General features: G+C 67.5%; 17 protein-coding genes. 11 read left to right on the top strand and 6 right to left on the bottom strand.

Annotation, left to right across the window (positions count from 1 at the left end; genetic code table 11):
- Positions 1 to 24: 24 nt before the first annotated feature.
- The 4 genes from rpoA to V8246_RS02850 all read left to right on the top strand — a co-directional run bounded on the left by rpoA (position 25) and on the right by V8246_RS02850 (position 3701).
- Complete coding sequence (rpoA, locus tag V8246_RS02865; protein WP_185895436.1) at positions 25 to 1023, top strand: DNA-directed RNA polymerase subunit alpha; 999 nt, start codon at positions 25 to 27, stop codon at positions 1021 to 1023.
- A gap of 192 nt (positions 1024 to 1215) precedes the next feature.
- Positions 1216 to 1590, top strand: coding sequence for a 50S ribosomal protein L17 (gene rplQ / locus V8246_RS02860; protein ID WP_271250408.1), 375 nt, complete (start codon positions 1216 to 1218; stop codon positions 1588 to 1590).
- A gap of 149 nt (positions 1591 to 1739) precedes the next feature.
- Positions 1740 to 2255, top strand: a complete 516-nt coding sequence (locus V8246_RS02855) for a disulfide bond formation protein B (RefSeq protein ID WP_336187842.1) — start codon at positions 1740 to 1742, stop codon at positions 2253 to 2255.
- Between the two features lie 51 nt (positions 2256 to 2306).
- Complete coding sequence (locus V8246_RS02850) at positions 2307 to 3701, top strand: 3-deoxy-7-phosphoheptulonate synthase class II (protein WP_336187841.1); 1395 nt, start codon at positions 2307 to 2309, stop codon at positions 3699 to 3701.
- Between the two features lie 19 nt (positions 3702 to 3720).
- On the opposite strand, the gene V8246_RS02845 is transcribed toward V8246_RS02850, so the two are convergent.
- From V8246_RS02845 to typA, 4 genes are all read right to left on the bottom strand, one after another.
- Positions 3721 to 7197 carry an EAL domain-containing protein gene (locus V8246_RS02845; RefSeq protein WP_336187840.1) on the bottom strand — a complete coding sequence of 1159 codons (3477 nt, stop codon included), beginning with the start codon at positions 7195 to 7197 and terminating at the stop codon, positions 3721 to 3723.
- 126 nt (positions 7198 to 7323) lie between these two features.
- Positions 7324 to 8937, bottom strand: coding sequence for an amidase (locus V8246_RS02840; protein ID WP_336187839.1), 1614 nt, complete (start codon positions 8935 to 8937; stop codon positions 7324 to 7326).
- A gap of 53 nt (positions 8938 to 8990) precedes the next feature.
- The gene (locus V8246_RS02835) at positions 8991 to 9461 is read right to left on the bottom strand and encodes a DUF2127 domain-containing protein (protein WP_336187838.1); all 471 of its coding nucleotides are present in this window, start codon (positions 9459 to 9461) and stop codon (positions 8991 to 8993) included.
- Between the two features lie 14 nt (positions 9462 to 9475).
- Positions 9476 to 11305 carry a translational GTPase TypA gene (gene typA / locus V8246_RS02830; RefSeq protein WP_336187837.1) on the bottom strand — a complete coding sequence of 610 codons (1830 nt, stop codon included), beginning with the start codon at positions 11303 to 11305 and terminating at the stop codon, positions 9476 to 9478.
- Positions 11306 to 11689: 384 nt separating this feature from the next.
- Here typA and V8246_RS02825 point away from each other — a divergent pair, with 384 nt between their 5' ends.
- The 4 genes from V8246_RS02825 to prpE all read left to right on the top strand — a co-directional run bounded on the left by V8246_RS02825 (position 11690) and on the right by prpE (position 16761).
- Complete coding sequence (locus tag V8246_RS02825) at positions 11690 to 12187, top strand: peptidylprolyl isomerase (protein ID WP_187574534.1); 498 nt, start codon at positions 11690 to 11692, stop codon at positions 12185 to 12187.
- Between the two features lie 140 nt (positions 12188 to 12327).
- A complete protein-coding gene (locus tag V8246_RS02820) occupies positions 12328 to 13530 on the top strand; it encodes a pyridoxal phosphate-dependent aminotransferase (RefSeq protein ID WP_336187836.1) in 1203 nt (400 codons plus the stop codon).
- A gap of 119 nt (positions 13531 to 13649) precedes the next feature.
- On the top strand, positions 13650 to 14636 hold the full coding sequence (locus V8246_RS02815; protein ID WP_336187835.1) for a malate dehydrogenase: 987 nt from the start codon (positions 13650 to 13652) through the stop codon (positions 14634 to 14636).
- Positions 14637 to 14859: 223 nt separating this feature from the next.
- A complete protein-coding gene (gene prpE / locus V8246_RS02810; RefSeq protein ID WP_336187834.1) occupies positions 14860 to 16761 on the top strand; it encodes a propionate--CoA ligase in 1902 nt (633 codons plus the stop codon).
- A gap of 3 nt (positions 16762 to 16764) precedes the next feature.
- Here prpE and V8246_RS02805 read toward each other — a convergent pair whose 3' ends face one another.
- Positions 16765 to 18165, bottom strand: a complete 1401-nt coding sequence (locus V8246_RS02805; protein WP_336187833.1) for a M14 family zinc carboxypeptidase — start codon at positions 18163 to 18165, stop codon at positions 16765 to 16767.
- Between the two features lie 73 nt (positions 18166 to 18238).
- Positions 18239 to 19456, bottom strand: a complete 1218-nt coding sequence (locus V8246_RS02800; protein ID WP_336187832.1) for a citrate synthase family protein — start codon at positions 19454 to 19456, stop codon at positions 18239 to 18241.
- Between the two features lie 135 nt (positions 19457 to 19591).
- On the opposite strand from V8246_RS02800, the gene prpB reads away from it, so the two are divergent.
- The 3 genes from prpB (at position 19592) to V8246_RS02785 (ending at position 22310) form a co-directional block, all read left to right on the top strand.
- Positions 19592 to 20476, top strand: coding sequence for a methylisocitrate lyase (gene prpB / locus V8246_RS02795; protein ID WP_336187831.1), 885 nt, complete (start codon positions 19592 to 19594; stop codon positions 20474 to 20476).
- A 15-nt stretch (positions 20477 to 20491) separates the two neighbouring features.
- On the top strand, positions 20492 to 21646 hold the full coding sequence (gene prpC / locus V8246_RS02790) for a 2-methylcitrate synthase (RefSeq protein ID WP_336187830.1): 1155 nt from the start codon (positions 20492 to 20494) through the stop codon (positions 21644 to 21646).
- Positions 21647 to 21812: 166 nt separating this feature from the next.
- A complete protein-coding gene (locus V8246_RS02785) occupies positions 21813 to 22310 on the top strand; it encodes a hypothetical protein (protein ID WP_336187829.1) in 498 nt (165 codons plus the stop codon).
- Positions 22311 to 22317 lie beyond the last annotated feature (7 nt).

The raw sequence follows: 22317 nt of genomic DNA, 5'->3' as shown, positions 1-22317 counted from the left end.
GGGGACCGCAGGAGACAAAGCAACATGACGGGTATTACTCAGCAAGTGCTGCGCCCCCGCGGCCCGCAGATCGAGCGCCTGACCGGCAACCGTGCGAAGGTGGTCATCGAACCGCTGGAGCGTGGTTACGGCCATACGCTCGGCAATGCGTTGCGCCGCGTGCTGCTGTCGTCGATCCCCGGCTTCGCGATCACCGAAGTCGAGATCGATGGCGTGCTGCACGAATACAGCACCATCGAAGGCATGCAGGAAGACGTGCTGGAAGTGCTGTTGAACCTGAAGGATGTGGCCATCCGCATCCACAGCGGCGACTCCTCCACGCTGAGCCTGGCCAAGCAGGGCCCGGGCGTGGTCACCGCCGGCGACATCAAGACCGACCACAACGTCGAGATCCTGAATCCGGAACTGGTCATCTGCAACCTGACGAAGGACACGGCGCTGAACATGCGCCTGAAGATCGAGCGCGGTTTCGGCTACCAGCCGGCCGCTGCCCGCCGCCGTCCGGACGAAGAGACCCGTGCGATCGGCCGCCTGGTGCTGGACGCCTCGTTCTCGCCGGTCCGTCGCGTGGCGTACGCGGTGGAATCCGCGCGCGTCGAGCAGCGCACCGACCTGGACAAGCTGGTCCTGGACATCGAGACCAACGGCACCATCGACGCCGAGGAAGCCGTGCGCACCGCCGCCGACATCCTCAGCGACCAGCTGTCGGTGTTCGGTGACTTCACGCATCGCGACCGCGGCGCGCCGAAGCAGGCCGCCAGCGGTGTGGATCCGGTGCTGCTGCGCCCGATCGACGACCTGGAGCTGACCGTGCGTTCGGCCAACTGCCTGAAGGCCGAGAGCATCTACTACATCGGCGACCTGATCCAGAAGACGGAAGTCGAACTGCTCAAGACCCCGAACCTCGGCAAGAAGTCGCTGACCGAGATCAAGGAAGTCCTGGCCCAGCGCGGCCTGTCCCTGGGCATGAAGCTGGAGAACTGGCCGCCGGCCGGTGTCGCCCAGCACGGCATGCTCGGCTGATGAAGTGATACGGGACTCCCGCGTTCGCGCGGGGGTCCCGCTGTTCCAGATGCAACACCACGCCGACGGACCTGAAGGTCTGCGGCGCTCCGGTCAGGGATGGCCGGTACGGACCACCCGCAGTCCACTGTTCCAACGCCTGGAAGGCGACAGCGAAGTACAACGACCCACCATTCAACAGGAATCACACCCATGCGCCACCAGAAAGCCGGTCGCAAGTTCAACCGCACCAGCGCCCATCGCGAAGCGATGTTCCGCAACATGGCCGCTTCGCTCATCAAGCACGGCCTGATCAAGACCACCCTGCCGAAGGCCAAGGAACTGCGCCGCGTCGCGGAACCGCTGATCACCCTCGGCAAGGTCGATGGCGTCGCCAATCGTCGTCTCGCCTTCTCGCGCCTGCGCGACAAGGAAGCCGTCGGCACGCTGTTCACTACGCTGGGCCCGCGCTACCAGTCGCGTCCCGGTGGCTACCTGCGCATCCTGAAGTGCGGCTTCCGCGCCGGCGATAACGCCCCGATGGCGTACGTCGAGCTGGTCGACCGTCCGGAAGCGGCGGCCGAGTAAGCCTCGCGTTACCGCGCGACCCCAGAAACCCCGGCCGATGCCGGGGTTTTTGCTTTTCAGGCGAGCGAGGGCGCGGCGAAGCGCCGCAGGGTGACGTTGGCCCCACCACGCATGGATAATGCGGGCAAGACCTCATGCCACCGGTGCCAATGAATCCTCTTCGCTGGAGTTTCCGTGCGCAGTGCTTCCTGGGTTTCGCGATCTGCGCGGGCCTGCTGGGCTATGCGCTGTACGTGCAGTTCGTGCAGCAGCTGGAACCGTGTCCGTTCTGCATCTTCCAGCGGCTGGCCTTCGCCGCGACCGGGGTGTTCTTCCTGCTCGGCGCATTGCATGGACCACGCCGGCCCGGTGGTCGCAAGGGGTACGGCGTGCTGGCCTTCATCGGTGCGGCCACCGGTATCGGCATCGCGGGCAGGCACGTGTGGGTCCAGCTGTACCCACCGCTGATGCCCAGCTGCGGCCCGGGCTGGGATTACATGATCGAGACCAACACGTGGTTGGGCGTGGTGCAGAAGGTGCTGACCGCCAAGGGCGACTGCAGCACCATCGACTGGAGTTTCCTGGGCCTGACCATGCCGATGTGGAGCCTGGTGTGGTTTGCGCTGCTGGCGGTCTGGGCGCTCTGGATCGGCTTCCGCATCCGCAGGACCTCGACCTTCCGCTGATTTGACGCGGCGCACCAATCTGGCAGGATGGTGGGCCCCCAGGAGTCCACCATGAATCCGTCCGACCGCAATCTGCGCGCCGTCACCCTGCCGCCGAACTGGGCGCCAGACAGCTGGCGTTCGCGTCCGGCCGTGCAGATGCCCACGTACCCGGATGCCGCGGCGCTGGAGTCGGCACTGGGCGAACTGCGCCAGCTGCCGCCCCTGGTCACGTCGTGGGAGATCTTCTCGCTGAAGAAACAACTGGCGGAAGCCCAGGAAGGCAAGCGCTTCCTGCTGCAGGGTGGCGACTGCGCCGAGAGCTTCAGCGACTGCGAGTCCGGGCTGATCTCGAACCGGCTGAAAGTGCTCTTGCAGATGAGCCTGGTGCTGGTGCATGGCCTGCGGCTGCCGGTGGTGCGCGTGGGGCGTTTTGCAGGGCAGTACGCCAAACCACGCTCGGCTGACATGGAAACGCGCGACGGCGTCACGCTGCCCAGCTATCGCGGCGACCTGGTCAATGCGCCGGAATTCACGCCCGAAGCCCGCGTGCCCGACCCGCGGCGCATGATCAAGGCGCACGCGCGCTCGGCGATGACGATGAACTTCGTGCGTGCGCTGATCGACGGCGGTTTCGCCGACCTGCACCATCCCGAATACTGGAACCTCAACTGGGTAGGCTATTCGCCGCTGGCGAACGAATACCAGCACATGGTCACCTCGATCGGCGACGCGGTGAGGTTCATGGAGACGCTGTCGGGCTCCGAGGTGCACAACCTCAACCGGATCGACTTCTACACCTCGCACGAAGCGCTGCTGTTGCCGTACGAGGAAGCGTTGACGCGCGAGGTGCCCCGCCAGTGGGGCTGGTTCAACCTCAGCACCCATTATCCGTGGATCGGCATGCGCACCGCGGCGGTGGACGGCGCGCACGTGGAGTACCTGCGCGGCGTGCGCAATCCCATCGCCATCAAGGTGGGGCCCTCGGTCACGCCCGACCAACTGCTGCGGCTGATCGACGTATTGAATCCGGAAGATGAGGCGGGCCGCCTGACCTTCATCCATCGCATGGGGGCGAAGCAGATTGCGGACAAGCTGCCCCCGCTGCTGGATGCGGTCCGCCGCGACGGTCGTCGCGTGCTATGGGTGTGCGACCCGATGCATGGCAATACCGAAAGCACGAGCAACGGGTTCAAGACCCGCCGCTTCGACAACGTGCGCGGGGAAGTCGAGCAATCCTTCGACCTGCATGCGGCGGCCGGTACGCGCCTGGGTGGCGTGCATCTGGAACTGACGGGCGAGGACGTCACCGAATGCACCGGGGGTGCGCGGGAACTGACGGACCTGGATCTGGAGCGCGCTTATCGCTCCACCGTCGATCCGCGGCTGAACTACGAGCAGTCGCTGGAGATCGCCATGTGCATCGTGCGCAAGCAGAGCCAGCTGGCCGCGCCGGCCACGCATTGACGGCCGTGCCGGGCCGGCGTCACCAACCGCGCGTGTGCGCGGCTGGCGCGATCGGTGGCAGGCGCCAGGTCTTCCCGCGCGCATACAGGCGCGCGAACTCCGCAGCCGGCACCGATGGGCTGAAGTAGTTGCCCTGCAGCTCGTCGCAACCGTTGGCGACCAGCCAGGCCGCCTGCGCGGCGGTTTCGACGCCTTCGGCGATCGTGCGGCATTGCAATTGCGCCGCCAGGCTGATGATGGCGCGGGTGATGGCGGCCTGGTTCGGTTCGCCGACGTCCCGCACGAACGTCTGGTCGATCTTGAGCACGTTGAAGCCGTAGTTGCCCAGGTAGCTGAGGCTGGAGAAGCCCGTGCCGAAGTCGTCGATGGCGATGCGCACGCCCAAGGCTTTCAGGGCGCGCAGCGCGCGGTCGGTCCGTTGCACGTCGCGCATCAGCGTGGTTTCGGTGACTTCCAACTCCAGGAACTCGGCGGGCAGCCCGCTGTCCTGCAGCGCTTCAACCACCGTGTCGACCAGGTCGTCGGTATCGAAGTTGGCGGCGGCGATATTGACCGATACCCGGATCGGCGGCAGGCCCGCCTGCTGCCAGATGCGGTTCTGCCTGCACGCCGCGTGGATGGCCCACTGGTCGATGTCGACGATCAGGCGCGTCTCTTCGGCGATGGGCAGGAATTCGCCCGGCAGTACCAGTCGGTCGCCACGCTGCCAGCGCGCCAGGCCCTCGACGCCGACGATCCGCCCGCTCACGCTGTCGATCTGCGGCTGGTAGTGCAGGATCAGGTCGCCGTTGCGCAGGCTGCGGCGCAGGCTGTTTTCCAGTTCGATGCGGGCGTCCACGCTGGACGCGAGCTCGCGCGTGTAGAAACGGCTGGCGTTGCGGCCGTTGCGCTTGGCCAGGTACATGGCGGCGTCGGCACGCATCATCAGCGTGCCAGCATCGTAGCCATCGTCGGGGAACAGGCTGATGCCGATGCTGAAGGCCTGGTGCAGTTCGTGCGAGGCCACGGTGTACGGTGTGCCGCACAGGGCGAGCAGGCGGTCCGCAACCTGCAGCACGCTGTCACGCGCCACCACGTTGGGCAGCAGCACCACGAATTCGTCGCCACCGGTGCGGTACACCGTGCCCAGGTTGCCGACATTGCGTTGCAGCCGTCGTGCCACCTGCTGCAGCAGTTCGTCGCCGGTGTGGTGGCCCAGCGCGTCGTTGACGTGCTTGAACAGGTCCAGGTCCAGGAACAGCACGGCGATACCGTTGCCGTGGTTGGTGGCGTGGGTGATGGCCTGGCCCAGGCGTTCGTTGAGCTGCAGGCGGTTGGGCAGCCCGGTCAGCACGTCGTGGTGGGCCAGGAAGGTCATGCGCGAGCTCAATGCGCGCGATTCGGTGATGTCGCGCAGCACCATCACGGTGCCTACGAGGCGATCGTCGCGATCGTGGATGGACGACAGCGAGCGCTCCACCAGCATGTACGAACCGTCCTTGCGCTCCAGCCGCAGGTCGCCCGGCTGGCCCGCCGCGTGCGGACCGTCGGCTTCCGGCTGCGCCTGGACCTTCGCCAGCGGCGCCACGCGATCCAGCGTCTCGCCCAGCGCCTGCTCCATGCTCCAGCCGCACAGCGCCTCCGCCGCGGGATTGAGGTACGTCACCCGCCCCTCGGTGTCGACGGTGATGACGGCTTCGCGGATGGAGGTCAGGGTGACTTCGGCCAGTTCGTTCGCCTCATGCAGCGCGTGTTCCAGGCGTGCTTTCTCGGTGATGTCGATCGTCATGACGAACAATCCGCCGATCCTGCCCGCTTCATCGATGTCGGGCGTGTAGAAGCTGTGCAGGCTGCGCACGCCGTCCACCGTGGCGAAACTGCTCTCGAACTCGCCCTCGCGCCCCTGCAGGGCCGCTTCGATCTGCGGCAACCGACGCAGGTACGCGTCCTCGCCGAAGAGTTCGCGCATGTGCTGGCCCGCCTGCGGCCTCACGCGCCAACGCATCTGTTCGGCGAACGCGCGGTTGTGGAAGACCAGCCGGTGTTCGGAGTCGAACTGCGCGATCAGCGCGGGCAGGCGATCAGTGACGCGCTTGAGGTGGTCGCGCGCCAGCGCCAGCTCGCGGTGCGTGCGCCGCTGTTCGCTGACATCGTTGCCCATCAGGTACCAGCCCGCGATCCGCCGGCCCGGCTCGACGTCGGGCACGAGGTACAGGTGGACGGCACGTGGGGGCTGCCCGAGTTCGGCGTCCCACGCGATCCAGCGGTCCGGCGTACAGTCGCGCATGGCCTGCTTGAGCGAGGCCAGGAACGCCGGCGCGCTCGCATGCACCTCGTCCACATGCCGCTCGCGCCACTCCGCCTCCGTTCCCGACCACTCCCGGCAGGCGCGGTTGGCGAAGCCGTAACGCCCATCGGCATCGACATAGGCGATCAGCGCGGGCAGATGGTCGGCGACCGCGTCCAGCAGGGCGCGGCTGCGGTGCTCGGTGCGCGCCAGGTTGCGCAGCAGCAGGAACAGCAGCCCTCCCAATCCGATCCCGCACAGCGTCAGCGAAACGATGGTCGTCAACCCGGACAGGGCATCGCGCAGCGGCGGCGACTGCAGGACGAGCTGCCACTCGCTGCCCAGCACGCGGATGCTGCGCTGGGCCGTGAAGGCCGGCCGCCAGCCTTGGCCGTGGCGATCCCGCAGCGCGCGGAGCTGGAAGACCGGTTCGTCGCCGAAGTCGCGTGCGAGCAGCTGCAGGTCGAACTCGTCCCCGGCGGTCCTGCCGATGGCGTCCTCCATGACCCGTTCCCAGCCGAAACCCGCCGTAGCGAACCCGCGCAGCAGGCGCCGCCGCGCTTCCACGGTGACTGCCGCCACCGGGTCGGCGTATACCGGCGCGTACAGCAGGAAGCCCGCTGTGCCGGTGCTGCCGTGGGAGGCGTCGCCCAGCGCGACCAGGGGGGCGGCGGCCAGTTCGCCGCTGTCGCGCGCCGATTCGATGGCGCTGCGACGCACCGTTTCCGCCATGACGTCCTTCCCCAGCAGGGGGCGCATGCCGGGCGTATCCGGATACAGCAGGTCCACGACGACGTACTCGCTGCGTTCGCCGGCTGGATGGATGGCGAAGGCGTCCCCGTAGCGTGCGCGCTGGGACGCGAGGTAGGCCTCGAGCTGGTCATGGCGCACGTGGCGCGCGAAGCCCAGCCCATGAACGCCGGCCTGGCGTGTGGGCACCTGCAGCTTGTCCACGAATGCGTAGAAACTGTCCTGCTCGATGTCCTGCCGCCCCTCCAGCACCGCGGCGGCGGCACGCACGGTGTCCTCATAGGCATTCATGTGCGTGCCGATGGCGGTGGCGATGGCATCGGCGCGGGTGTCGAACTGGGCACGCGCGTGATCGCGGGCCTGCCGCCAGGCGGTCGCGCCGGCCCACAGCGACAACAGGCAGGCCGCGACCAGCACGCCCCACGCAAGCGAGTTCAGGTTTCTCTGGCGTCGTCGTGCCGTGGAGACGGATCCACTCAACGCACGCAGTTCCGATGCCCGGTCCGCGCCTGACTCCACGCGTGCGATCCCCACCTGCCGTTAGTTGGCTATGACGCCACGAACGTGCCGCGGCTGCAAGCGCCGCGCGTCGCGAAACGTCTTACATTAGCCGCCGGTCCGATGTCGCGTGGCGCCGGGGGGCAGGGTCGGCCAGTACTCGGGCGGCTTGCGTGCCCGCGTCCGCTGCTCGTAGTCGTAGCCGAGCGCGATCAGCCGGGCTTCGCTCCATGCCGTTCCCATGAACACGATGCCGAGCGGCAGTCCGTCGCTGTGGCCCGCCGGCACGGTGAGGCTGGGGTAGCCGGCGACGGCGGCAGCGCCATAACCGCCGCCAGGGAAGTGGTCGCCGGCCTTGTGGTCGGTCAGCCAGGCAGGACCGGTGGTGGGGGCGATCAGGACATCCAGCCGCTGCGCCTTCAACGCGGCGTCGATGCCCTCGGGCCCGGCCAGGCGGCGTGCGCGACTGCGGGCGGCGATGTAGGCCGATTCGCCCAGTCCGCCCTTGGCGTTGGCCCGCTCGAACAGGTCCTGGCCGAAATGCGGCATCTCCGACAGGCGGTACTGTTCGTTGTAGCCGATCAGCTGCGTCAACGTGGTCAGCGGGGCGTTGCGCTCGGCGAGGTAACGTTCCAGGCCGTGCTTGAACTCGTACAGCAGCAGCTCCAGCTCGTCGGCGTTCCACTGGCCGTCGGTGGGAATCTCCGCATCCACCACGATCGCGCCGGCCTCGCGCATCACCTGGATGGCGCCCTCCAGCGCCGCGGCCGCGTCGGGATGGATGGCTGCCTTGCTGCGCAGCACGCCGATGCGCGCACCCTTCAGCGCGCCGGGCGTCAGTCGCGCGCTGTAGTCGAGGGTGGTGTTCCAGGCTGCATTGGTCGTTGCGGCGTCGGCAGGGTCCCGCCCGGCCAGTACGCCGAGCAGTAGCGCGGCATCGGCGACGGTGCGTGCGATGGGGCCCGCGGTGTCCTGGCTGTGCGAGATGGGCAGGATGCCCTGCCGGCTGACCAGGCCCACAGTGGGCTTCAGGCCGACCACCCCATTGATCGCCGCCGGGCACAGGATGCTGCCATCGGTTTCGGTGCCCACGCTGACGGCCGCCAGGTTGGCGGATACCGCCACCGCGCTGCCCGAGCTGGAGCCGCAGGGATTGCGGTCCAGTGCGTAGGGGTTGCGGGTCTGCCCGCCGCGCGCGCTCCAGCCTGAAGTCGAATGCGACGAGCGGAAGTTGGCCCACTCGCTCAGGTTGGCCTTGCCCAGGATCACCGCGCCGGCCTCGCGCAGGCGCCGCACCAGGAACGCATCCCGGCCGGGTCGGAAATCCTTCAGTGCCAGCGAGCCGGCCGAGGTGGCCATCGGTACCGCATCGATGTTGTCCTTCAGCAGCACCGGGATGCCATGCAGCGGACCGCGCACCGCATTGGCGCGGCGTTCCACGTCGCGCAAGGCGGCTTCTTTAAGGGCGTCCGGGTTCAGTTCGATGACGGCATTGAGCTGGGGGCCGGCCTTGTCGACCGCGGCGATCCGGTCCAGGTAAGCCTGTGTCAGCCGGCGGCTGTCCAGTTCCCCGGCCTGCATGCGCGCCTGCAGGTCGGCGATGTCGAGTTCGGCATAGATGAAGTCGGTCGGGGCTGCGGGCGCGGCGGCATTCGGCGGCGACGCCGGCTGGCAGGCTGCCAGGGCGAGCATCAGGCCGAGCGGCAGCAGGGATCGACGCATGCGGACACCTTTGTCACATGGGTGTGCAGGCTACGCAGCCCCCGCACCGCGCGTCAAATCGACCGGCGACGATGGATATCGCGCCAGAGCACCCACACGATCACCAGATTGACGAGCAGCAGCGCCCAGGTATGCCAGCCCCGGTGGTGGTACAGCGCATACACGTCCAGGGGCAGGTAGGCGGCCGAGCCGATGCAGCCCAGCCACGAGGCCCAGGCGCGTGCGCGCCAGAGGCCCCAGGCCTCCAGCAGGCGCATGCCCGCATACACGGCGATGATGAGGGCGGCCACGTGGACTGATTCGGGATTGATGCGCGCCATCCACTGGCTCACCACGCCGGGACCGGCGTCGGGGATGAAACGGGTGACGATCGCCTGCACGCTCTCGCGCAGGCGTTCCGGGCCGAACGCCAGCAGGCCGCCGGCGAAGGCCAGGGCCAGCACGCCTTTGGCGCCCTCGAACAGGGCGATGGCGTGCAGGCCGGGATGCGCCTTGGGGTCGGGATTGTAGGCGGCGTCGTCCAAGGCGCGGGCGGCGGTTACGCCGCGCGCGAGGCGCGCTTGCGGTCGCTCTCGGTCAGCAGCTTCTTGCGCAGGCGGATTTCCTTCGGCGTGATCTCCACCAGTTCGTCGTCGTCGATGAAGTCCAGCGCCTGCTCCAGCGAGAACTTGATCGCCGGGGTCAGCTGGATGGCGTCGTCCTTGCCCGAGGCGCGCATGTTGGTCAGCGGCTTGGTCTTGATGGCGTTGACGGTCAGGTCGTTGTCCTTGGAGTGGATGCCGACCAGCTGGCCTTCGTACACGTTGTCGCCTTCGGCGGCGAACAGCTTGCCGCGCTCCTGCAGCGGGCCCAGCGCGTACGCCGGCGTGGCGCCCGGCGCATTGGCGATCATCACACCGTTCAGGCGCTTGGCGATGGCGCCCTGTTCCTTCGGGCCATAGTGGTCGAACACGTGGAACAGCAGGCCCGAACCCTGGGTCAGCGTCTTGAACTCGTTCTGGAAGCCGATCAGGCCGCGCGCCGGGATTTCGTAGTCCAGGCGCACGCGGCCCTTGCCGTCGGGTTCCATGTTCTTCAGCTGGCCCTTGCGGGTGCCCAGCTTCTCCATCACGCCGCCCTGGTGGACTTCCTCCACGTCGACGACGAGCTGTTCGATCGGCTCCATCAGCTGGCCGTCGATCTCCTTGATGATGACCTCAGGGCGAGACACGGCCAGCTCGTAGCCTTCGCGGCGCATGTTCTCGATCAGCACCGACAGGTGCAGTTCGCCGCGGCCGGAGACCAGGAACTTGTCCGCATCCTCCAACTGCTCGACCTTCAGCGCCACGTTGTGCACGGTTTCGCGTTCCAAGCGTTCCTTCAGCTGGCGGCTGGTCAGGAACTTGCCGCCGGACAGGTCCTTGTGGCCGGCGAACGGCGAGTTGTTCACCTGGAAGGTCATGCTGATGGTCGGCTCGTCCACCGTCAGCGCCGGCAGCGCCTCCGGGACGTCCAGCGCGCAGACCGTATCGGAGATCGTCAGGTCCTGGATGCCGGAAATGGCCACGATGTCGCCGGCCTCGGCGGTTTCCTGCTCGATGCGCTCCAGGCCCAGAAAGCCCAGCACCTGCAGGACCTTGCCCTGGCGCTTCTTGCCTTCGCGGTCGATCACGGCAACCGGCATGTTCTTCTTCAGCGTGCCGCGCTGGATGCGGCCGATGCCGATGACGCCGACGAAGTTGTTGTAGTCCAGCTGGCTGATGCGCATCTGGAAGGCGCCTTCCGGGTCGACGTCGGGCTTGGGCGCGTGCTGCATGATCGCTTCGTACAGCGGGGTCATGTCGCCGGAGCGGACCTCCGGGTCCAGGCTGGCGTAGCCGTTCAGCGCCGAGGCGTAGACGATCGGGAAATCCATCTGCTCGGCGGTGGCGCCCAGGCGGTCGAACAGGTCCCACACCTGCTCGACGACCCATTCCGGGCGAGCGCCCGGGCGGTCGATCTTGTTCACCACCACGATCGGCTTGAAGCCCATCGCGAAGGCCTTCTGGGTGACGAAGCGGGTCTGCGGCATGGGGCCGTCCATCGCATCGACCAGGATCAGCACGGTATCCACCATCGACAGCACGCGCTCGACTTCGCCACCGAAGTCGGCGTGTCCGGGGGTGTCGACGATGTTGATGCGGTTCTCACGCCAGGTGATGGCGGTGTTCTTGGCGAGGATGGTGATGCCGCGCTCTTTTTCCTGATCGTTGCTGTCCATAACGCGTTCGGCCAGCACGGTGCGCTCGGAGAGGGTGCCGGACTGCTTCAGCAGCTGGTCGACGAGGGTGGTCTTGCCATGGTCGACGTGCGCGACGATCGCGATATTGCGGAGGTTTTGGATGGACATGGATTCTGGGATCGGAAAAACGCACCCGGATACCCCCTTCGAAGGGGCAGGGCGCGAGGACGGGGAGGAAAGAAGGCGGCGTATTATAGCGGGCTATCGAGCCCTAAGCACCTGATTTGCCGGAGAACACTGAACGAACGCCGCCGACGACGGTCTTCCCTTGAAATCCCGGACTGGCGCCGTGATCTCGCAAAGGGAAGGCCTGCATCCCCGGCCTCGACCTGTCGCCGCTCCCCCATCCGGCCCCTTGTTGGGCGGGGAGGGGGCGTCTGGCGCTTCCATAGTCTCGTGGCCGACCCGATGTCGGGCTCGGCCGCACCCGGGTAGCCACTGCCGGCGTGGTACGCCACCCGTTTCCCTTTTTTCACCCTGGAGAACCACCCCATGAGTCAGCTGACCGCTACCTTCGATACCTCGCGCGGCCCCATCAAGATTGAGCTTTACCCCGACAAGGCGCCGCTGACGGTGGCCAATTTCGTCAACCTGGCCAAGCGTGGCTTCTACGACGGACTGAACTTCCACCGCGTGATCGCCGACTTCATGATCCAGGGCGGCTGCCCGGAAGGCTCCGGCCGTGGCGGCCCGGGCTACCGCTTCGAGGACGAGACCACCAACGGCGTGCGCCACGAGCGCGGCGTGCTGTCCATGGCCAATGCCGGCCCCAACACCAACGGCAGCCAGTTCTTCATCACCCACGTGCCCACGCCGTGGCTGGACGGCAAGCACACCGTGTTCGGCAAGGTCACCGAAGGCCTGGACGTGGTCGATGCCGTCAAGCAGGGCGACCTGATCACCAAGGTCACCATCGAAGGCGATGCCGACGCCGTGCTGGCCGCCAAGGCCGAGCGCGTGGCGGAGTGGAACCGCTTCCTGAGCGCCTGATCCTGGGCTCCATCCAAGGCGGCCGCACCCGCCGCCTTGGACCTTTGGCGCATCCGGTCGCGGCGAGGGGCCGTGATACCATTTTGCGCCGCAAAAAGACGGCGGCGACCCTCCCTGACCTTTCCACGCGAGGTTGTGCAATGCCCCTGCTTGCCCGGCGCATCGGTCGCGCCAAGCCCAGTGCGATCATGGCGGTGGCCGAAAAGGCCAAGAAGCTGAAGGCCGAAGGCCGCGACATCATCAGCTTCTCGATCGGCGTTCCCAATTTCCTGCCTGGCGATCACGTCTACCAGGCCGCGCGCGACGCGCTGGCGAAGGACTCCGGCCAGTACGGCAGCAACCGCGGCACCGACGCGCTGCTGGACGCGTTCCTGCAGCACATCGAGGCGCTGGGCTTGACGGGCTACACGCGTGCCAACGTGTCCACCGGCATCGGCGCCAAGCACATCCTGTACAACCTGGCCGAGTCGCTGCTGGACGAAGGCGACACCATCGTCTACCCGTCGCCGTACTGGACCACCTACGCCGACATCGCCGACATCGTCAACGCCAAGGCGGTGCCGCTGCCTTGTCCGGCCAGCCAGGACTACAAGCTGACGCCGGCACAGCTGGACCAAGCGCTGGCGACGCACACGCCGAAGGTTTTCCTGTTCAACAACCCGTCCAACCCGACGGGCATGGTCTACACGCGCGAGGAAGTCGCCGCGCTGGCCGATGTGCTGGTGAAGCATCCGGACACCTGGATCGTCACCGACGACATCTACAACCGGATGCTGTTCGACGGGCTGGTCTACACCAACTTCGTGCAGGCGCGACCGGAACTGCGCGACCGCACGGTGTTCGTCGATTCGCTGTCCAAGACCTACGGCATGCCGGGCTGGCGCGTCGGCTTCATGGCCGGCCCCGAGGCGGTCGCCAAGGCGCTGACCACGATGAATTCCAACCACATCACCAACGTGCCGGAAGTGGTCACCGCCGCGGCGATCGCCGCGCTGACCGGTCCGCAGGACGTGCCAGCCGCGAAGAACGCCGAGTTCCAGGCCAAGCGCGACCAGGTGCTCGCTGCGATGAATGCGATTCCCGGCGTGGTCTGCCCGCGTCCGCAGGGCGCGTTCTACGTGTTCCCGGACATCAGCTGCGCCTTCGGCAAGTCGCATAACGGCGTGAAGATCGAAAACGACGTCGACTTCTGCAATGCGCTGCTCGACGCCAAGGGCGTTGCCTGCGTGCCGGGTTCGGCATTCGGCGAGCCGCGCGCGCTGCGCATCAGCTACACCTGTCCGACGCCGCAGCTCGCGCCGGGCCTGCAGCGTTTCCAGGAATTCTTTGCCGAGTTGAAGTAACAAGTACGGCGGGAACAGGGAACGGGGAACCAGGAATGAAGGTTCCGCGCGACGCTGCCCGCGATGTTCCATTTCCCGTTCCCAGGTCCCCGTTCCCGCTTTCCAAAGGAGTCCGCACCATGAAAACCCCCGTCCGTGTTGCCGTCACCGGCGCCGCTGGCCAGATCGGCTACGCGCTGCTGTTCCGCATCGCCTCCGGCGAAATGCTGGGCAAGGACCAGCCGGTCATCCTGCAACTGCTCGAGCTGCCGCTGGAGAAGGCCCAGGCCGCGCTGAAGGGCGTGATCATGGAGCTGGAAGACTGCGCGTTCCCGCTGCTGGCCGGCATCGTCGGTACCGACGATCCGGAAGTCGCGTTCAAGGACGCCGACGTGGCCCTGCTGGTCGGCGCGCGTCCGCGCGGCCCGGGCATGGAGCGCAAGGACCTGCTGCTGGAGAACGCCAAAATCTTCACCGCCCAGGGCGCGGCGCTGAACAAGGTCGCCAGCCGCAACGTCAAGGTGCTGGTGGTCGGCAACCCGGCCAACACCAATGCCTACATCGCGATGAAGTCCGCGCCGGACCTGCCGTCGAAGAACTTCACCGCCATGCTGCGCCTGGACCACAACCGCGCACTGTCGCAGCTGGCCAACAAGGCCGGCGTGGCCGTGGGCGACATCGAAAAGCTGGTCGTGTGGGGCAACCACAGCCCGACCATGTACCCGGACTACCGCTTCGCCACGGTCAACGGCCAGTCGCTGAAGGACAAGATCAACGACGCCGATTGGAACGCCAACACCTTCATCCCGCAGGTCGGCAAGCGCGGCGCCGCGATCATCGAGGCGCGTGGCCTGTCCTCGGCCGCCTCGGCCGCCAACGCCGCCATCGACCACGTGCGCGACTGGGTGCTGGGCAGCAACGGCAAGTGGGTGACGATGGGCATCCCGTCCGACGGCAGCTACGGCATCCCGGAAGGCGTGATGTTCGGCTTCGCCGTCACCACCGAGAACGGCGAGTACACCATGGTGAAGGACCTGCCGATCGACGATTTCAGCCAGGCCGCCATCGACAAGACCTTGGGCGAACTGGAAGAAGAGCGCAGCGGCGTGGCGCATCTGCTGGGTTGATCGCGGCCTGCAATGAGTGCGAAGAACGCCGGGCTTATGCCCGGCGTTCTTTTTTGCGGCATCGCGCATCGCCACTCCGATGGTTCACCCTCCGGGCGCATTGCGACGCGTGACGAGCGACGCGTGTCGATGCCTCCAGGGGGCGCCATGCGACCAAGGTAGGAAGGTGGCCGCGACAGGGCAGGTCTATGCTGGTCCCGGCTGTCGGATCTGGGAGGATCACATGGCATACGAAGACGTCTATCGGCGCTCGATCGAGCAGCCCGAGGCCTTCTGGGGCGAGGAGGCGAAGGCCATCCACTGGCATGTGTCACCGCAGCAGGTGCTGGACTATTCCAATCCTCCGTTCCGCCGCTGGTTCGTCGGCGGGCAGACCAATCTCTGCTACAACGCGGTGGATCGCCACCTCGCCGAACGCGGCGATCAGCTGGCGCTGGTGGCGGTGTCCACCGAGACCGATGTCACCCGCGAGCTGACGTACCGGGACCTCTACCGCGAGGTGAACGCCTTCGCCGCGGTGCTGAAAAAGCTCGATGTCGGCCGCGGCGACCGCGTGGTCATCTACATGCCCAACATGGCCGAGGCCGTGTTCGCGATGCTGGCGTGCGCGCGCATCGGCGCGGTGCATTCGGTCGTGTTCGGAGGCTTCGCCGCGCACAACCTGGCGCTGCGCATCGACGACGCACAGCCGAAGCTGTTGATCGCTGCCGATGCGGGAAGCCGCGGCGGCAAGGTGATCCCGTACAAGCCGCTGGTGGACGAAGCCTGTGCGAAGGCCGCCACGCCGCCGGCCAGGGTGCTGATCGTCTCGCGCGGGCTGGATGCGGCCGAGCCGAAGGTGGCGGGCCGCGACGAAGACTACGCCACGTTGCGTGCCGCCGTCGGCGGTGCCGAGGTGCCGGTCGAATGGCTGGAATCGAACGAGCCCAGCTATCTGCTCTACACCTCCGGCACCACCGGCAAGCCCAAGGGCGTGCAGCGGGATGTCGGCGGCTATGCCGTGGCCATGGCGCTGTCGATGCGCACGGTGTTCGACGTGGGGCCCGGGCAGGTGATGTTCTCCACCTCGGACGTCGGCTGGGCGGTGGGGCATTCCTACAACGTGTACGGCCCGCTGATCGTCGGCGCCACCTCGGTGCTCTACGAGGGCCTGCCGACCCATCCGGATGCCGGTATCTGGTGGGCGCTGTGCGAGCAGTACGGCGTGCGCACGATGTTCTCCTCGCCGACGGCGGTGCGCGTGTTGAAGAAGCACGACATCGACTTCATCAAGCGCCACGATCTGTCCGAGCTGAAATACCTGTTCCTGGCGGGCGAGCCGCTGGACGAACCCACTGCGCACTGGATCACCGATGCGTTGGGCAAGCCGGTGATCGACAACTACTGGCAGACCGAGACCGGCTGGCCCGCGTTGACGTTGCTGCCGGGCCTGGACATGAAGCCGGTGCGGTTCGGTTCGCCCGGCTTCCCGAATCTCGGCTATCGCATGAGGGTGATCGACGAGAGCACCGGCGAGGATGTCGGGCCCGGGCAGAAGGGTGTGCTGGTCATGCAGCCGCCGCTGCCGCCGGGCTGCATGACGACGATCTGGAACGACGACGCACGCTTTATCTCCAGCTATTTCAGCCATTTCAAGGAACTGCTGTACAGCTCGCTGGACTGGGCGATCCGCGACGAGGACGGCTACACCTTCATCCTCGGCCGCACGGATGACGTCATCAACGTCGCCGGGCATCGCCTGGGCACGCGCGAGATCGAGGAATCCGTCTCGGGCTTCCCGGCCGTGGCGGAAGCCGCCGTGATCGGCGTGGCCGACGAACTGAAAGGGCAGGTGCCGGTGGTGTTCGCGACGCTGCGGCACGCCACCGACGAACCGCACGAACGCGTGCAGGCCGCCGATGGCATGCGGCGCACGGTGGAGCAGAGCCTGGGCGCGGTCGCGCGGCCGGCGCGGGTCTACATCGTCAATGCCCTGCCGAAGACGCGCTCCGGCAAGCTGCTGCGGCGCTCGTTGCAGGCGCTGGCGCAGGGCGCCGATCCCGGCGACCTGTCCACGTTGGACGATCCTAACGCGCTGGAGGAAGTGAAACGCGCGCTGAAGCGCGGGCCGGAAGTCGGTAGCTGAAGATCAGCGTGCGGGTGGCGAGGGCGCCGCCGGATCCACGCTGCCATCCAGCGTCCACACCACGTCGCGGCCCTGCGGATCGCGGCTGAGCACAAAGTGCGCGCTCGCGCCCGGCGTGAGCGGCAGAGGCGAGGGCGGCTCGTCGTTGTCGCCTTCGTCGTTGGCTTCGATCCGCGTGCGTTCGCCCGCATGTCCCGGGATCGGCACGATGAACAGGTCGCGTGCGTCGATGGTGCGGCGCGCCTTCTTTCTGCCGAGATCGCCGACATCGGCGATCGCACCGTCGGTTTCCATCAATGGGTTGCGGAAGTTGACCAGCAGGTCGGCCTTCATCGGGGGCCGGCCCGGCACGGCCAGCGTGCCGCCGCGCACCAACAGGTCGGGCCACACGTCGCCGTTCTCCGGCAGTTCGCGGTAGAGCGCAGGCGATACGCCCTGGTGGCTGCCGGTCGCGATGCTGTCCAGTGCCGCCACCAGGCCGAGGAAGTAGAGCTTGCGCAGGCGCTGCTTCTGCACGTCGCCCTCGATGCCGCCGGCCTCGATCAGCACGGTGCTGGCGCCCCACTGCGTGGTGAGGTCGCCGAACGCGCGCGGATCGAAGGTTTCATCCCAGCGTGCGATATGGCCGGCCAGGTAGGGTTCCAGCGCCGTGCGGATCACGCCCGCCACTTCGATGGCGCGCGCACGCACATCGTTGACGTCGGCGGCGTGGTTGTACGGCGGCGACAACAACGCGATGGCGGTGCCGCGATCGGAGTCGCCGGCGCGGTAGCCGACGCGCTGGTCGTGCAGGTTGAAGCCGTACATCGGCTTCACCTTGTCGTACAGCGCCTTCAGCGTGCGTGCTTCGGGCGTCGCCAGCATGCGCGCATCGCGGTTGATGTCGATGCCCTGCACGTTGCGGCGCTGGAAACGCGCGGCGCCGTCAGGATTGAGGATAGGCAGGACATGCAGCGTGGTGTTCGCGCGCAGCGCCTTCACCTGCGGATCGTCCGGGTGTTCGCCGAGGAAGCGGAACAGGTCCGACAGCACCATTGAGGCCGTGCTCTCATCGCCATGCATCTGCGACCAGAGCAGCACCTGCGTCCTGCCTTCGCCCCAGCGCACGTGGCGCAGCGGACGGTTCTCCACGCTGCGGCCGATGTCTTCCACATGGAAACCGCGCGTGCGCTCCAGCAGCGGCGTGGTCACGGTCCACCAGTGCTCGGCCGTGAACACACGGTCGTCGAGCCCGGCAGCACGCAACTCGGCGTCGTAGCGCGCCTCCAGGGCGGGCAACCAGGCAGGCGGGGGCGGCACCGGCGTGGAGGCCGCGGTCGGTGCGTGAGGATTGTCGGCGTTCCGGGCGATGGTGGTGGGCGTCATCATCGTCAACAGCAGGCACAGGAGGAGGGAAGGGCGCATTGCAAGCGACACGGTGGGCGGACATCCGCAGGGTCCCTGCATGCGTCCGCGATGTCAAACCCGCGCGCGGGTATCACGCCGCCGGCGTGATGCCCGTGTAGCGGGCGCGCGGACGGATCAGGCGGCCCTGCGCCTGCTGTTCCAGCGCATGCGCCAGCCAGCCGGCCAGGCGTCCTGCGGCGAACATCACCAGCGCCGGCGTCGCCGGCAGCCGGTTGAGGTGGCAGATCGCGGCGAGCATGAAATCGATGTTCGGTCGCAGGCCGCTGATGTCCTCGGTCGCCGCGATCAGTGTTTCCAGTGCGGCCATTTCGCGCTCGCCTGCGTGGCGTTCGCGTGCGCGTGCCAGCAGCTCGGCGCCGCGCGGATCGCCCTGCGGATACAGCGCGTGGCCGAAGCCGGGAAGATCGTCGCCGCGCTGCCAGCGTTCACTGATGAAGCGGCGCGCATGCCCGGCCTCGCGTGCGTCCGCGATCAGCGCGTACGCGCGCGCCGTGGCGCCGCCATGGCGCGGCCCCGAGAGTGCGGCAAGGCCGCTGCAGACGGTGGCGTGCAAGTGCGCACCGGTGGAGGCGACCACGCGCGCGGCGAACGCGGAGACATTCAGTTCGTGATCGGCGCAGACCACCAGCGCGGCGCGCACGAGGTCGGCGAAGCCGTCGTCGCCCGGATGCCAGGCCTGCGCGAGCACGCGGTGCACCGGCGCATCGGACGGCGGCTGGGCCACCAGCAGCGCCGCGTTGTGGCGCAGCAGCCCCGCGGCGATCTCGTGGCGCACGCGGGGCGCGGAATTGAAGGAGTGGCGCACGTCCAACGCGAGCAGTGGGATGGCCGCCATCGCGCGTTCCAGCGGCGGCAGCGAAGCATCGGACGCGAGCGGCGCGACCACGGCCGGCCACCGGGCCAGCGAGAGCGCGGTGAAAGGATCCTCCTCGCCGCAATCCCAGAGCTGGCGGGCGACATCTTCCAGCGTGGCGCCGTCGTGGACCATGCCGATGGCCGACCGGCCCCGGTAGTACGGGCCATCCGGCCGGATCAGGGAGATCTGCGTCTCCAGCACCGGCAGGCCTCGGTCCAGGCTCTGCGCGGCGCCCCGGGCCGCGCCACGCCCCACCTGCTTGCGCTGGGCCAGCCGCTCCACGTCCTGGCGCAGATACAGGCGGCTGCGGTGGTCCTTGCCCGGGCGCGACTCCAGCAGGCCGCGGCTTACATAGGCGTACAGCGTGGCCTGGCTGATACCCAGCAGCCGGCAGGTGTCGCGGGCGGACAGGAGGTCGGTCGCAGAGGCCATGTGGAAATATTGATTCGTTCGATCAAGATTGATCAACCCTGCGGATGGTGCCAGATTTGCTTCCCGAAGAGGGGCGTACCCTTCACGCACCTCCGGCGGCCGGCACATGCGGGCGCCAGATCGAGAGGAGTTCCCATGAGTTCCGTTTCCGCTGGCGCGAAATTCCGCACCGCGCTCGCCGCCGAATCGCCGCTGCAGGTGATCGGCGCGATCAACGCCAACCACGCCCTGCTGGCCAAGCGCGCCGGCTACCGGGCGATCTACCTGTCCGGCGGCGGCGTCGCCGCAGGTTCGCTCGGGCTGCCCGACCTGGGCATCAACACGCTCGAAGACGTGCTGATCGACGTGCGCCGCATCACCGATGTCTGCGACCTGCCGCTGATGGTCGACATCGATACCGGCTTCGGTCCCAGCGCGTTCAACATCGAGCGCACGGTGAAGTCGCTGATCAAGGCCGGCGCGGCGGCCTGCCACATCGAGGACCAGGTGGGCGCCAAGCGCTGCGGCCATCGCCCGGGCAAGGAAATCGTGTCGGCCGGCGAGATGGTCGACCGCGTGAAGGCGGCCGCCGATGCGAAGACCGATCCGGACTTCTTCCTGATCGCGCGCACCGACGCCATTCAGGTCGAAGGTGTGGACGCCGCCATCGAGCGCGCCATCGCCTGCGTCGAGGCCGGGGCCGACGGCATCTTCGCCGAGGCCGCCTACGACCTGCCCACCTACCAGCGTTTCGTCGATGCGGTGAAGGTGCCGGTATTGGCCAACATCACCGAATTCGGCAAGACGCCGCTGTTCACCCGCGAGGAACTGGCCTCGGTCGGCGTGGCGATCCAGCTGTATCCGCTGTCGGCGTTCCGCGCGATGAACAAGGCCGCCGAGACCGTGTACGAAGCGATCCGCCGCGACGGCCACCAGAAGAACGTGGTCGACCACATGCAGACCCGCGAGGAACTGTACGACCGCATCGGTTACCACGCCTTCGAGCAGAAGCTCGATACCCTGTTTTCCGCAAAGAAGTGACGTAGGGAGTCCACCATGAGCGAAACCACACCCGCACCCGGCTTCAAGCCGAAGAAATCCGTCGCCCTGTCCGGCACCGCCGCGGGCAATACCGCGCTGTGCACGGTCGGCCGCAGCGGCAACGACCTGCACTACCGCGGCTACGACATCCTCGACATCGCCACGACCAGCGAGTTCGAGGAGATCGCCCACCTGCTGGTGCACGGCAAGTTGCCCAACCGCGCCGAACTGGCGGCGTACAAGGCCAAGCTGAAGGCGCTGCGCGGCATCCCGGCGGCGGTGAAGGCCGCGCTGGAGGAACTGCCGCCGTCCGCGCACCCGATGGACGTGATGCGCACCGGCGTGTCCGTGCTGGGCTGTGTGTCGCCGGAGAAGGACGACCACAATCATCCGGGCGCGCGCGATATCGCCGACAAGCTGATGGCCTCGCTCGGTTCGATGCTGCTGTACTGGTACCACTGGAGCCACAACGGCCGCGCCATCGACGTGGAGACCGACGACGACTCCATCGGCGGCCACTTCCTGCACCTGCTGCATGGCGAGAAGCCGCGCGCGTCCTGGGTGCGCGCCATGCACACTTCGCTGATCCTGTACGCCGAGCACGAATTCAACGCCTCCACCTTCACCTGCCGTGTCATCGCCGGCACCGGCAGCGACATGTATTCGGCCATCGCCGGCGGCATCGGCGCGCTGCGCGGCCCGAAGCACGGCGGTGCGAACGAAGTGGCCTTCGAAGTGCAGAAGCGCTACGAGTCGCCCGACGAAGCGGAAGCCGACATCAAGGCGCGCGTGGAGCGCAAGGAAGTGGTGATCGGCTTCGGTCACCCGGTCTACACCGTCGGCGACCCGCGCAATCAGGTCATCAAGCAGGTGGCGAAGGACCTGTCGGCCGAGCAGTCGAACATGAAGATGTACGACATCGCCGAACGGCTGGAGTCGGTGATGTGGGACATCAAGAAGATGTTCCCCAACCTGGACTGGTTCAGCGCGGTCAGCTACCACATGATGGGCGTGCCGACGGCGATGTTCACGCCGCTGTTCGTCATCGCGCGCACCAGCGGCTGGAGCGCGCACGTCATTGAGCAGCGCATCGACGGCAAGATCATCCGTCCCAGCGCCAACTACACGGGTCCTGAGGATCTGGAATTCGTTCCGTTGGACCAGCGCTGAGGTCCGCGCCGCCGAACCGCGGGGCCGTTTCGACCAAGGTCGGGCGGCCCCGTGTCGTTTGTGTGACCCGTGTGGCAGCCCCGGGCGGCCGCACCGCGGTACTACTGGCGGACAGGGGAACGCCGTAGCCGTGGGAGGGGCCCACCGCGCGGCGTGGGGGGATGCCATGCAGACCAGATGGAGCAAGACCGAGGCCGGACGCAACGAGATGCAGCAGCGCACGCGCAAGCTGCCGGCGGGACTGCGTTCGATCCTGTTGCTGGTCGACGGCCAGCGCAGCGACGACGAACTGCTGGCCATGATGAGCGGCCTGCATGCGCCCGACGATGCGTTGGGCCAACTGGCGGCGGACGGCCTGATCGAGCGCCGCTCCGGTGCCGCCTCGATGCTGGCCGCGGTGACCGCCACGAGATCGAACGACGGCGCGTCCGCGGCGACCATGACCCCCGCCGAGCGCTACAACCTGCTGTATTCGCGCATCACCGACGACATCCGCGCGCACATCGGCCTGAAGGGCTACTTCCTGCAGCTCAAGGTCGAGCGCTGCGCCAGCGCGGACGACCTGGAAGCCCTGCTGCCCGACATCGCCACGGCGATGACGAAGGCGCGCGACCATACCTTCGCCACCCGCTGGCTGGAGGACGTGCGAGCGTCGGTGGCCTGACGCGGGT

The sequence above is a fragment of the Pseudoxanthomonas sp. F11 genome (assembly GCF_037046485.1).
GTDB lineage: Bacteria > Pseudomonadota > Gammaproteobacteria > Xanthomonadales > Xanthomonadaceae > Pseudoxanthomonas_A.
This window is presented reverse-complemented; position numbering and strand designations above follow the sequence as displayed.

Coding starts and splice junctions, on each gene's coding strand:
- prpB (WP_336187831.1), top strand. CDS start 19,592: ATGAGTTCCGTTTCCGCTGGCGCGAAATTCCGCACCGCGCTCGCCGCC.
- V8246_RS02785 (WP_336187829.1), top strand. CDS start 21,813: ATGCAGACCAGATGGAGCAAGACCGAGGCCGGACGCAACGAGATGCAG.
- V8246_RS02855 (WP_336187842.1), top strand. CDS start 1,740: ATGAATCCTCTTCGCTGGAGTTTCCGTGCGCAGTGCTTCCTGGGTTTC.
- rplQ (WP_271250408.1), top strand. CDS start 1,216: ATGCGCCACCAGAAAGCCGGTCGCAAGTTCAACCGCACCAGCGCCCAT.
- typA (WP_336187837.1), bottom strand. CDS start 11,305: ATGTCCATCCAAAACCTCCGCAATATCGCGATCGTCGCGCACGTCGAC.
- prpC (WP_336187830.1), top strand. CDS start 20,492: ATGAGCGAAACCACACCCGCACCCGGCTTCAAGCCGAAGAAATCCGTC.
- V8246_RS02840 (WP_336187839.1), bottom strand. CDS start 8,937: ATGCGTCGATCCCTGCTGCCGCTCGGCCTGATGCTCGCCCTGGCAGCC.
- V8246_RS02805 (WP_336187833.1), bottom strand. CDS start 18,165: ATGCGCCCTTCCCTCCTCCTGTGCCTGCTGTTGACGATGATGACGCCC.
- V8246_RS02850 (WP_336187841.1), top strand. CDS start 2,307: ATGAATCCGTCCGACCGCAATCTGCGCGCCGTCACCCTGCCGCCGAAC.
- V8246_RS02825 (WP_187574534.1), top strand. CDS start 11,690: ATGAGTCAGCTGACCGCTACCTTCGATACCTCGCGCGGCCCCATCAAG.
- V8246_RS02815 (WP_336187835.1), top strand. CDS start 13,650: ATGAAAACCCCCGTCCGTGTTGCCGTCACCGGCGCCGCTGGCCAGATC.
- prpE (WP_336187834.1), top strand. CDS start 14,860: ATGGCATACGAAGACGTCTATCGGCGCTCGATCGAGCAGCCCGAGGCC.
- rpoA (WP_185895436.1), top strand. CDS start 25: ATGACGGGTATTACTCAGCAAGTGCTGCGCCCCCGCGGCCCGCAGATC.
- V8246_RS02820 (WP_336187836.1), top strand. CDS start 12,328: ATGCCCCTGCTTGCCCGGCGCATCGGTCGCGCCAAGCCCAGTGCGATC.
- V8246_RS02800 (WP_336187832.1), bottom strand. CDS start 19,456: ATGGCCTCTGCGACCGACCTCCTGTCCGCCCGCGACACCTGCCGGCTG.